Genomic DNA, 13,109 nt, shown 5'->3' with positions numbered 1-13,109 from the left:
AAACAATAGACCTATATTTAGAGGCTTTTAGCATGTCAGAAGATAAAAAAGATGGAAAAGATAATGGGGCAAAAATGTTGTTTTGTTCCTTTTGTGGGAAAAGTAAAAATGAAGTTAGAAAGCTAATTGCTGGCCCTTCAGTTTATATATGTAATGAATGCGTAGATTTGTGTATGGATATACTTGGTCAAGATATCCAAGAATCAGTTGCAGAAGAAACACAAAAGCCACTGCCAACACCGCACGAAATACGCGCGCATTTAGATAGTTATGTAATAGGACAGGATCAAGCAAAAAAAGTGCTTGCTGTTGCAGTTTACAACCACTATAAACGCCTTAAAAATAGTCGTGATGAAGAATCAACTGTTGAGTTAGGCAAAAGCAATATTTTACTAATAGGGCCAACAGGCAGTGGTAAAACATTGCTGGCAGAAACATTAGCGAAAATGCTTGATGTGCCTTTTACAATGGCAGATGCGACAACGTTAACAGAAGCTGGCTATGTTGGTGAAGATGTTGAAAATATCATTCAGAAATTGCTTCAAAAGTGTGATTATGATGTTGCGCGTGCTGAACGTGGAATTGTTTATATTGATGAGATTGATAAAATTACTCGTAAATCTGATAACCCTTCAATCACCCGAGATGTATCAGGCGAAGGTGTACAGCAAGCATTATTAAAATTAATCGAAGGAACAGTAGCATCAGTACCGCCACAAGGTGGTCGTAAACATCCGCAGCAAGAATTCATTCAAGTTGATACTTCTAAAATACTCTTTATTTGCGGTGGTGCATTTGCTGGATTAGAAAAAATCGTTGGATTGCGTGTTAATACAGGTACTGGAATTGGGTTTTCTGCAACAGTAAATTCAACTAAAAATAAGCAAGCGGACTCAGATCTTTTTATGAAAGCTGAGCCAGAAGATCTGATTAAGTTTGGATTAATCCCTGAGTTTATCGGTAGATTACCAGTGACTGCTATCCTAAGAGAGCTAGATGAAGCTGCGTTAATTCAAATTTTGACTGAGCCTAAAAATGCACTTACAAAGCAATACCAAGCATTATTTATGCAAGAAGGTGCTGAGCTCGAATTTAGCGAAGATGCATTAGTCGCGATGGCTAAAAAAGCACTTGAGCGTAAAACAGGTGCTAGAGGATTACGTTCTTTGATGGAAAAAGCGTTACTTGAAACTATGTATGAATTGCCTTCATTAAAAGGCGTGACTAAAGTCCATGTTGATGAAAAGGTCATTACTGATAATGCTATGCCTACCATGGTTTATGAGACGCAGACTTCAGCTGCTGTTAAAAAAAGAACAACCCGTAAAAAAGTAGATGCACAGAGTGATGACCTAGTTGTAAAAAGCAAATCAAATAAAAGTAACTAATTTTTAGTCTAAGCATCAATCTAAGTGTTCTAACAAGATTTAATTGTTAGGACACTTAATGATTGAGATAAAATGCTCACCAATACTCTTTTCAATCAATTTTTATATACCTAAAATTCATACAAAAAATAATTGTTTTATTTATCTTTGATGACAAATAGTTTAAGCAAGTAGATTGTTTTTTTATTTTAAAGTTGAATATTCATTTTTTGCCCCCATATCTAGTATATTGACGCAATTAAATGCTATACCCTATCAACAAATATTCGGATGTAACAACAGCATACGAATATACTAAATGAGTAATAAATTCAATGAGCAAAGAGAATAACAATGACATTAAACAGGCTGAAGTTGATAAAAAGCCTAAAAGAAAAGTCACAGCCAAGATAAAATCCACTCAAAGCAATACCCAATCAGACACATATTCTGAAGAGTCAGCGATTACGCAAAAGAAAGTAACAGTTCGGAAGAAAAAGACTTCTGAAATAGTAGAAGCTGCACATGATGAAATTGTAATTCCAGTATTACCATTACGAGATGTAGTTGTCTATCCTCAAATGGTCATTCCACTTTTTGTTGGAAGGGAAAAATCAATTCTAAGTCTTGATGATGCGATGAGAGGGGATAAACAAATCCTATTGCTTTCGCAAAAAGACGCCGCTGCTGATAACCCAGGGGCGAAAGATTTATATCAAGTCGGCACAGTTGCGACTATTTTACAGATGCTAAAACTTCCTGATGGCACGGTAAAGGTCTTAGTTGAAGGGATAGATAGGGCTAAAGTACTTGCAATACAAGAGTCTGTTGATGCTGGATATTTAATGGCAAGTGTACAGCTTATGAGTGCTCTGGCGCTTAATGAGAGAGAGCATGAAATATTAATTCGAACCTTAAAAAGCCATTTTGAGGGATATATTAAACTAAATAAACGCATACCAAGTGAAGTAAATAATACAATTAAGGATGTGTCTGATTTATCTCAGCTTTGCGATATGATAGCGTCTCATATGCCAATGAAACTCAAAGATAAGCAAGCTATTTTAGAGATGGAATCACTTGAGGTTCGGTTTAAGTTTCTAATAGATATGATGGCAACTGACGCTGAAATTCTTCAGGTTGAGAAAAAAATCCGAACAGAAGTTAAATCGCAAATTGATAAGAATCAAAAAGAGTACTATTTAAATGAACAATTAAAAGCGATTCAAAAGGAATTGGGTGATCTCGATCCTGAAAATGATGAATTTGGTAAATTACATCAGAAAATTATTGAAGCTAACATGCCTGAAAAAGTCATGGAAAAGGCGATGGTAGAATTAAATAAGCTGAAGTCAATGTCCTCTATGTCACCTGAAGCGACAGTGATACGGTCTTATTTAGATTGGTTAATACAAATGCCATGGACTAAAAAAAGTAAAATTAAAACGGATATTGCTAAAGCTGAGACCATGCTGAATAAAGATCATTATGGATTAGATAAAGTAAAGGAACGCATCTTAGAGTATTTAGCTGTTCAAATGCGAGTTAAGCAGCTTAAAGGACCAATATTATGTCTTGTCGGCCCACCTGGTGTAGGTAAAACATCTCTTGGCCAGTCAATTGCAAAAGCAACTGGTCGTGAGTATGTGAGAATGGCTCTAGGCGGAGTGAGAGATGAAGCTGAGATTAGAGGGCATAGAAGAACCTATATTGGTGCTATGCCAGGAAAACTTATTCAGAAAATGGCTAAGGTTAGAGTAAATAATCCTTTATTCTTATTAGATGAAATAGATAAGATGTCATCAGATATGCGAGGTGATCCTGCTTCAGCCATGCTAGAGGTGTTAGATCCAGAACAAAATATTGCGTTTAATGATCACTATTTGGATGTGGATTATGATCTATCTGATGTAATGTTTGTTGCGACGTCAAATTCAATGAACATCCCAGCACCTTTACTCGATAGAATGGAAGTGATCAGATTATCAGGGTATACAGAAGATGAAAAATTAAATATTGCTAAGCATCATTTAATTACTAAGCAAATTGAACGAAATGGGTTGACTAAAGCTGAAATAGTAATTGAAGAAAGTGCCATATTGGACATTATCCGCTACTATACTAGAGAAGCAGGGGTGAGAAACCTTGAGCGTGAAATCTCTAAAATTTGTCGTAAAGCGGTTAAATCATTATTAACACTGGAAGCTGGTAAAAAAATAAGGGTCAAAGCTAAAAATCTGGCTGAATATTTAGGGGTTAGACGGTTTGATTATGGACGTGCAGATAAAGATAATCGAGTAGGACAAGTAACCGGTCTTGCATGGACGGAAGTCGGAGGGGACTTACTTAACATAGAAGCTGCAAGTATGCTGGGTAAGGGTAAACTGACTTATACTGGCTCATTAGGCGATGTGATGAAAGAGTCCATCCAAGCTGCCATGACTGTGGTGCGTGGGAAATCCGAAGCGTTAAGCATTGATGCTGATTTTTATGAAAAAAGAGACATACATGTTCATGTGCCAGAAGGCGCAACACCGAAAGACGGCCCTAGCGCAGGCATTGCAATGTGTACAACAATTGTCTCCTCTTTAACAGGTAATCCTGTTAAGAAAGATGTGGCTATGACCGGTGAAATTACATTACAAGGGCAAGTACTTCCTATTGGGGGACTTAAAGAGAAATTATTAGCAGCCCATAGAGGTGGAATTAAAACAGTTTTGATACCGATAGATAATGTTAAAGATCTAGAAGATATTCCAGCTAATATCTTATCTCAAATTGAGATTAAACCGGTAAGTACTATTGATGAAGTCTTAAATACAGCATTAGTTAATCCACCATTTGGATTTTCAGTTGAAAAATAATTAAAATAATGGGATGATTTGCGGCAGGTGCTTAGGTTCTATCCGTAAATCTACCTATTTTTCATGACAAATTGATGAAAATTTAGTTAATAAGCAAAATTTCACATCAAATTATAAGATTAAACAAAGAAAAGCTATGTAATTCTAAGCAATTCAGAGTAAAATAGCGATCGAGTACAATGAAACACATCTGTAGAAGGTAGTCCCTTCTTTGAGATAAATCTATACTATAAACTTAACGAGGAAAGTCATAATGAATAAGTCTGAATTAATAGATATTATTGCAAGCAAAGCTGAAATTTCTAAAGCAGCAGCTGGACGTGCAGTTGAAGCGATTACTTCTGGAATTACAGATGCTTTGGCAAAAGGTGACACAGTGACATTAGTTGGCTTTGGTACTTTTGATGTTCGTGAAAGAGCAGCTCGCAAAGGCAGAAACCCTAAAACAGGTGTTGAAATTGATATTGCTGCAAGCAAAGTTCCTGGTTTCCGTGCAGGTAAAACATTAAAAGAAGCTGTAAATAAGTAATTTATAAGTTGATTTTAACTTTTTATGAGCGCATGATTTTTTGCGCTTTTTTCATTTTTTAGAGATGATCATTTATACTAGTTGCATGATGTAATTAGGGTTAAATTGATGGAGTGAATTGATTATGATGATGGATAAAATCCGCGGTGCGGCTCAACATTTTTTGTTCAAAATATTGATAGGAGTGATTATCCTTTCATTTATTTTGTCAGGAGGGTTTGTGTACTTAAGCTCGCCGCCAACTTATGCCGTAAAAGTCAATTCTGAAGAAATTTCACTTCAGCAATTTGAACAAATTTTCCAAAGTCGTGCTTATATGTTAGCAGATGATGCTGACGAAGATGCGATTAATAAAATGAAGACAGATATCTTAAAAGGGGTTGTTGATGAATTGTTAATTACTCAATATGTTAAATCGTTAGATCTAACCATTAGTAATGAACAAGTCAAATCAACTATTAGCCAGTATCCTGATTTTTTAGATGAAAATGGTAATTTTGATCAAGAAAAATATAGAACTTTTTTAACTGATCGCGGGATCTCAGGGGATCAATTCGCAGAATATATTAGGAATAGAGATTTAACGCCTTTGATTTCAAGAGAGATATCAGATTCTATATTTACGTTGCCAAGCGAAGTCAATGAGTATGCAAAGTTACTTCTTCAAAAAAGAACAATCCGAAAAGCACCAATCGAACTAAGTCAGTTTTTAGACAAACAAACAATTAGTGAAGATGAAATTAAAACTTTTTACACTGATAATACTGCTAAATTTACCTTACCAGAAGCGGTCAAAGTGAGTTATGTACAACTTAATAGAACCGATTTTTTAAATAGAGTCGAAGATTCAGATGAAGCCGTTATCGCTTTTTACCAAGAATTTATCGCTGATAAAAATTTTGGCATTATTCAAGTTGCAACTAAAACAGAAGCGGAACAAATTTTAACAGAACTTAAAGCTGGGGCTGATTTTGCTGAGTTAGCTAAAGCTAAATCTTTAGATGTCGGAACAAAAGCATCCGGTGGTGAAATAGGTATGATGAGTCCTTCTGATTTGCCACCTTCATTATCTGAACTTGCTAAATTAAACTTAAATCAAGTCGGACAACTGTCAGAGATTATTTCAGTCAATAATCAATTTGTGATTGCGAAATTATTAGAAATTGAAGATGGTATGCCGGAAAAAGATACACCTGAATATCAAGCATTAGTTGCACAGATGAAAACAGAACGTTCTTCGGATATTTTTTACGATATGTTAAAAACAGTAGGTGATATTTTAGCGGATGATAAAACATCACTCGATAAAGTGGCTCAAGCATCAGGATTAAAAGTGACTATGACAGAATTTTTTGATAGATCGAATGCGCCTGAAGCATTAAGTTCTGAGCCAATATTGATGACTGCTTTTAGTGAAGAGTTAATTGGAACGCAAGGTGTACCAAGAGAAAATTCAGAATTACTTACGATTAATGATGACTCTGCTATTGTTTTGCGTGTAGAAGATCATAGAGAAAAACGCGTCCAAACATTAGATGAAGTGAAAGAGACCATCACTCAAGATTTGAGAAAAGAAAAAGCATTAAACGAAGTGAAAGCTTTAGCTGATAAAGCAATAGAAGGCTTAAGAGCTGGAAACAACGAAGCGCTTGCAGCATTAAATACTCAATTTAGTGCCCCACAAGTATTAGTCACAAACTCAGAAGAAGCTGAATATAGACAGGACATTGAGTTTTTGAAATCAATTTTTGCAATCGCTTTGCCAGAAAAAGAAGGGACACCAACTTATACACAAATAGTTAATAAACAGGGGGATTTATTTATTGTTGCGCTTGATGCAATTGAATATCCTACCCCTACTGACGTTGAGTATAAAGATTTTGAAAATAGATTAAACAATCTTAAAGTAAGGCAATTATATTCAAACTTGATGGCTACTTTGAGAAAAGAAGCAAAAATAGAGTTTGGTGATTTAGGAATTGATACATCTTCTATACAATAATCATTAAGAATGGTTAATGAACTTAAAAAGCTGCTTTTGCAGCTTTTTAAGTATTGAGTGACTGAATATTAAATAGTATTTATCTGATCTAATATTATATCTATAAATTAATAATCCCTTTGCCAGTAAATGTTTGAGGTTATGATGATCCCATTGCTTAGCGCTACGCCATTAACTACGCAGTCTGTTAAAAAATTTGTACAAATTTTGAAAGATAATGGATTTACAGGAGATGTCACCACTCACTATGCTGATAGGCTCACGATGGCAACAGATAATAGTGTCTACCAGTTACTACCTGAAGCGGTTATTTTTCCAAAGTCAACAGCCGATCTTTCCTTAATGCTTCAATTAGCAAATACGCCAGAATTTGAAAAACTGACTTTTACACCAAGAGGGGGAGGAACTGGGACGAATGGTCAGTCACTAAACCAGGGAATTATTGTTGATTTATCTAGATATATGAAACGAATCATCGAGATCAATGTCGATGAAGGATGGGTAAGAGTTGAGGCAGGCGTCGTTAAAGATGAACTTAATGCATTTTTAAAGCCGTATGGATATTTTTTTGCACCAGAGCTATCAACAAGTAACCGAGCGACAATTGGTGGTATGATAAATACAGATGCTTCAGGTCAGGGTTCAGTTGTCTATGGTAAAACATCCGATCATGTCCTAGGATTAAGAAGCGTACTTATCTCTGGTGAACTGCTAGATACTGAAAAAATGACGATAGAGTTAGCTAAAAAACTTGCTGAAAATAAAAGTTTCATCGGTCAGCTTTATGCAACGGTAACAAGTCGATGTATAGAACAAAGAGAGTTAATATTAGAAAAATTCCCTCCGCTTAATCGTTTTTTGACAGGTTATGATATTAAAAATGTATTAGACGATAATCTTCAGTATTTTGATATGTGTCGTATTCTATCAGGCTCAGAGGGGACACTTGCATTTATTACTGAAGCAAAATTAAATATCACTAAGATTCCGAAAGTACGCAGGTTAATTAACATCAATTATGATTCATTTGATTCGGCACTCAGAGCAGCTCCTAATATGCTAGCTGCTAATGCACTCTCTGTCGAAACAATTGACTCAAAAGTTTTAAATTTGGCTAAAGAAGATATAGTTTGGCAATCAGTAAGTGAACTTGTAAAAGGAATTGAAAATACAGATTTGATTCTTGGTTTAAACATGGTTGAGTTTGCAGGTGATGATGAGGATTTAATCAATCGCCAAGTTGAAAATTTAGTCAGCATGCTTAAACAATCCATGGTTGAGTCTACAGGGGTATTGGGCTATAAAATTTGTGAAAGTGTCGCTGAAATTGAACGCGTCTATGCGATGCGGAAAAAAGCTGTTGGATTACTTGGCAATGCTAAAGGACAAGCTAAACCAATTGCTTTTGTTGAAGATACTTGCGTGCCGCCTGATGTACTAGCAGACTATATACTTGAATTTAGAGCATTGCTTGATAAACATGGACTGAGTTATGGTATGTTTGGTCATGTTGATGCAGGTGTATTACATGTCAGACCTGCACTCGATCTTTATAATCCTCAGCAAGAATTGCTGTTAAATGAGATAACAGAAGAGGTTGTAAAACTCACCCAAAAATATGGTGGCCTTTTATGGGGTGAGCATGGTAAGGGCTATAGGGCGCAGTTTAGCCCTGATTTTTTTGGAATGGAACTTTACACTGAGTTACGTCGCATAAAGGCTGCCTTTGATCCTAAGAATCGAATCAACCCAGGTAAAATTTGTACGCCTTTAGCGCAAGATGAAGCACATCTTATGAGGATTGATGCACAGAAAAGAGCAACATTTGATAGGCAAATTCCAATTCAGACTCGAGATCGTTTTATTGGCGCATTAGAATGTAATGGCAATGGATTGTGCTTTAATTATGATAAGCATAGTGTGATGTGTCCTTCAATGAAAGTGAGTTCAAATAGACTTCATTCACCAAAAGGGAGAGCAGGGATTGTGCGTGAATGGTTGAGATTGCTTTCTGAAGCAGGATTTACGCCTGAAAATATGGACTTAGCTCTTAAGGTAGATAATAAAGCAACATGGATGAGTCGAACAGGCATAAGCCAATTTAGAACATTAGTTCAAAAGATAAAAAATCAAGCATCTAAAGAAAAAGGGGAATATGATTTTTCTCATGAAGTGAAAGCGTCCATGGATGGATGTCTATCTTGTAAGGCTTGCGCCTCTCAATGTCCAATTAAAATCGATGTCCCTCAGTTTAAGGCACAATTTTTGCATCTATACCACTCGCGTTATAGCAGGCCTATTGCGGACCATTTTTTTGCGAAAGTTGAACAAATTACACCTATTATGGCTAAGATCCCTAAGGTCATTAATTTTTTGATGAGACAATCAGTCTCTAGCACAATGACTAAGCGTATACTAGGTATGACAGATTTACCATTATTAAGTTATCCAACATTAAAGCAAACATTAAAAACACATCCAACTGCATTTATGTCAGTTACACAGCTTGAAATGCTAACACCTAAAGCGTTGAGTCAGTATGTGCTAATTGTGCAAGACCCATTTACAAGTTTCTATGAAGCAGACGTATTATGCAAATTAGTTCATTTTATTGATCTACTAGGTTACAAGCCAGTGCTATTACCTTTTAAACCAAATGGTAAGGCTCAACATGTCAAGGGAATGCTAGATAAGTTTTATAACACAGCTAAATCTACGGCGAGTTACCTCAATAGAATTGCTAAATTGAATATTCCTATGATAGGTATAGATGCAGCTTTAGTACTATGCTATCGAGATGAATATCATCATGCTTTAGGGACTGATAGAGGTGAGTTTAGAGTACAACTAGTTCAAGAATGGTTAGTTAATTTGATATCTTCAGCTGAGTTTGAAAAAATTAAAGCAACAAAAATAGTACAAAACAGTCCTCAGACTGACACTCAGTTACCTTGGTCATTATTTTTGCACTGTACAGAAGGTGCCAAGGCACCTAACAGTAGCTCTGATTGGCAAGCTATATTTAAACAGTTTGGTCAAGAACTTGTAACTGTTCAAACAGGATGTTGTGGGATGGCTGGGACATACGGACATGAGGTGGTAAATAGTCATACAACTAAAGCGCTTTTTAATCTTTCTTGGGCTATTGAATTAGACAAATTAGATACAAGTCGCGCATTAGCAACCGGTTATTCTTGTAGAAGTCAGGTAAAGCGATTTGCTGAGCTCTCATTAAAACACCCAATAGAAGCCCTGATAACCTTGCTTGAGAAAAATAGAACGTGAGAAATATCCATTTAGTTTGGTTTCGACATGATTTAAGAATGACTGATAATCGAGCACTGACTGCTGCTTGTGAGGATGAGTCAGCTATTGTGATTGGATTGTTTGTTCACACACCAATACAATCAAAACTTCATCATCAGTCTCCTGGTGGCGGGTACTTCATGGCACAGCACGTTAAGGCGTTATGGAGTGCTCTAGATGCTAAAGGCATCCCATTAATCACAATTGATTCAACAGATTTTGGCGCATCAGTTGATGAAGTCATTAATTTAATTAATAAGCTTAGTGTAACGAGTATCTATTTTAATAAACAATATGAAATTAATGAACAATTACGTGATAAACAGTTAATAAAGCGCCTTAATGAACGCTTAAATAGAATAAACGTAAACACTTATGACGATAGTGTATTAATTAAACCTGGAAGAGTATTAACTTTAAATGGTGAGATGTTCCGTGTCTACACACCTTTTAGAAATGCTTTTTTAAAAGAATTGACAGACCAAGATATTCATGTTGATACTGCGCCTAAAGAAAGAAGGTTAGATCATCCATTTGCACTCAATCAATACCAAGTAAATAGTCTTAATGTCATTGAAGCAATGATAGACTATTATAAAACTATCACACCTCAGAGCGTGATTGACGCTATGCCTAAAATAGGTGAGGATGAAGCTATCAAGCGGCTTCGAGGTTTTTGTGAGAATCATCTTACAGAGTATGGCTCTAAGCGTGACTTTCCTGCTTACGATGGGACGAGTCAATTATCAGCTTATTTAGTGTATGGTATTTTATCACCACGACAATGCGTAAGAAGGATGATGTTAAACTGCCCTAATGTATTTGAAGATAAAGATTCAGGTGCATTTTGCTGGTTAAATGAACTTATATGGAGAGAGTTTTATCGCCATTTGATTGTGATGTTTCCATTTTTGGTTAAACACAAACCCATGATAGCTTGGACTGATAATGTGAAATGGAATAATGACGCTAAGCAATTAGAAGCTTGGAAAAATGGTCAAACTGGATACCCTATCGTTGATGCAGCTATGAGGCAGCTTAATCAGACAGGCTGGATGCATAATAGGTTAAGGATGATTGTTGCAAGCTTCTTAGTTAAAGATTTATTAATTGATTGGCGGCTAGGAGAGCAATACTTTATGTCAAAACTGATTGATGGAGATTTTGCTGCCAATAATGGTGGATGGCAATGGGCAGCTTCCACCGGATGTGATGCCGCACCTTATTTTAGAATATTTAATCCCACTACACAAAGCGAAAGGTTTGATGAAAATGGAGAGTTTATTAGGCGTTTTGTTCCAGAGCTATCAGAACTATCAAATAAAGCTATTCATGCACCTTATGAACATGGGTTTAGTCGTTCACCTCACTATCCTAGACCTATTGTTGTGCACAAAGAAGCGCGTAAACAGACATTAGCAGCCTACGAATTAGCAAAGAATAATTCAGAAAAAATGCTATAATGCTTTATTCATCTTTTTTATACGCAGAATATAATCAATAGAGTTAATAGACGCATATTATTGTAATGCTTTACAATAAATATGTGAGTCGATAAAATAATTTATTGGTGTAGTAAATGTGTTATTTTTCTTAATTAACGTAATTAAACGTAAAATAGATTTAAACTAAATTTTTTTAATTGAAAATAACATGTCAGAACATTATCCAAATTTGGGATAATTTAATTAGGAATGTGATGGTAATGCAACTGAATAAAAATAGAAAATATAATAAAGCCAAAATTTTGAAACAACTTTGTGTGTTTGCAGCTTTGCATGTCACTTCGTTGTTTATTACTGTGAGCGCAGTGGCAAATACCGAATCTAATGTTGCTTTGACAACGACTCAGCCAATCGCGACTGCGCTGATTGAAGCTCCTGTAATTGAAGCGAAAGCTTATATACTAATGGATGCCAATAATGGTCAGGTATTAGCACAAAGTAATGCTGATGAACGTCTTGCTCCAGCAAGTTTAACTAAAATCATGACCAGTTATGTAATTGGACAGTTTTTAGCAAATAATAAAATTGGTCAAGATGATGTAGTGACAATTAGTCAAAATGCATGGGTGCGGGGTAATCCTGCTCTTAAAGGCTCTTCTCTCATGTTTTTGGAACCCAATCAGAAGGTATCAGTATTAGATTTAAACCTAGGGCTTGTTGTGCAATCTGGTAATGATGCTGCCATAGCTCTTGCAGAGTATATTTCCGGGACGCAAGAGGCCTTTATTGATTTAATGAATCAGTATGCGCAGCAGCTTAAATTGCAAAATACACATTTTAAAACTGTACATGGATTAGATATGGATGGGCAGTACAGTACAGCTCGTGACATGGCACTATTAAGCCAAGCACTCATCAATCATTTGCCTGAAGAGTACGCATTAAATAAAATTAAAGAGTTTACTTATGGCGGAATTAGACAGGAAAATCGTAATAGATTACTTTGGAGCAAAACACTCAATGTAGACGGTTTAAAAACGGGGCATACAAGTGGGGCAGGGTATAACCTTGTCAGTTCAGCTTATAATGAAACTGGAATGCGTTTGATTGCAGTAGTTTTTGGTACAGAAAGTGATAAAAAACGATTCGATGAATCAGAAAAATTACTAAGTTGGGGATTTAGAACCTTTGAATCTTTGCCTGTGCTTAAAGCTAACCAACCACTGTTGACTCAAAAAGTATGGTTTGGTGATGTTTCCGAAGTCCAGTTAGGGTTAGTTGAAGATGCAGTTGTGACTTTTCCACGGGGTCAAGCAAATCAATTAAAAGCAACTCAAACACTTGATTATCCGAATTTGGAGGCACCATTAGCACAAAATCAAGTAGTGGGAAAAGTGACTATTAGATTAGGTGAACAAATAGTCTCCGAACAACCATTAGTGGTTTTGACCCCTGTAGAGCCAGGTGGTTTTTTTAGTAGGCTTTGGGATTTTATTGTATTAAAGGTTTCTAGCTGGTTTTAAGTCATCTATGAATTGGATTGTGAATTGATAGCAATCTTATTAATAATTTATCAGGCAATCACAGGTTAAGATT

Annotated in this window: 6 protein-coding genes and 1 pseudogene; all 7 read left to right on the top strand. The window is 35.9% G+C overall.

Annotated features, from left to right (window positions below):
* Positions 1-32: 32 nt before the first annotated feature.
* Positions 33-1,292, top strand: a pseudogene (gene clpX, locus BMW37_RS04965) (ATP-dependent protease ATP-binding subunit ClpX); the annotation flags it as partial.
* A 410-nt stretch (positions 1,293-1,702) separates the two neighbouring features.
* Positions 1,703-4,231, top strand: coding sequence for an endopeptidase La (gene lon, locus BMW37_RS04960; protein ID WP_093318270.1), 2,529 nt, complete (start codon positions 1,703-1,705; stop codon positions 4,229-4,231).
* Between the two features lie 253 nt (positions 4,232-4,484).
* Positions 4,485-4,760 (top strand): HU family DNA-binding protein, encoded by a 276-nt coding sequence (locus BMW37_RS04955; protein ID WP_093318269.1) that lies wholly within the window; start codon positions 4,485-4,487, stop codon positions 4,758-4,760.
* Positions 4,761-4,884: 124 nt separating this feature from the next.
* A complete protein-coding gene (locus BMW37_RS04950) occupies positions 4,885-6,762 on the top strand; it encodes a SurA N-terminal domain-containing protein (RefSeq protein ID WP_093318268.1) in 1,878 nt (625 codons plus the stop codon).
* A gap of 144 nt (positions 6,763-6,906) precedes the next feature.
* Positions 6,907-10,047: a D-2-hydroxyglutarate dehydrogenase YdiJ gene (gene ydiJ / locus BMW37_RS04945; protein WP_093318267.1), complete on the top strand. Its 3,141-nt coding sequence runs from the start codon at positions 6,907-6,909 to the stop codon at positions 10,045-10,047.
* A complete protein-coding gene (gene phrB, locus BMW37_RS04940; RefSeq protein WP_093318266.1) occupies positions 10,044-11,531 on the top strand; it encodes a deoxyribodipyrimidine photo-lyase in 1,488 nt (495 codons plus the stop codon). The genes ydiJ and phrB overlap by 4 nt, the downstream gene beginning before the upstream one ends.
* A 242-nt stretch (positions 11,532-11,773) precedes the next feature.
* On the top strand, positions 11,774-13,036 hold the full coding sequence (locus BMW37_RS04935) for a serine hydrolase (RefSeq protein WP_093318410.1): 1,263 nt from the start codon (positions 11,774-11,776) through the stop codon (positions 13,034-13,036).
* The last annotated feature ends 73 nt before the right edge of the window (positions 13,037-13,109 follow it).

Origin of the sequence: Thorsellia anophelis DSM 18579 (assembly GCF_900111395.1) — a bacterium.
GTDB lineage: Bacteria > Pseudomonadota > Gammaproteobacteria > Enterobacterales > Thorselliaceae > Thorsellia > Thorsellia anophelis.
This window is presented reverse-complemented; position numbering and strand designations above follow the sequence as displayed.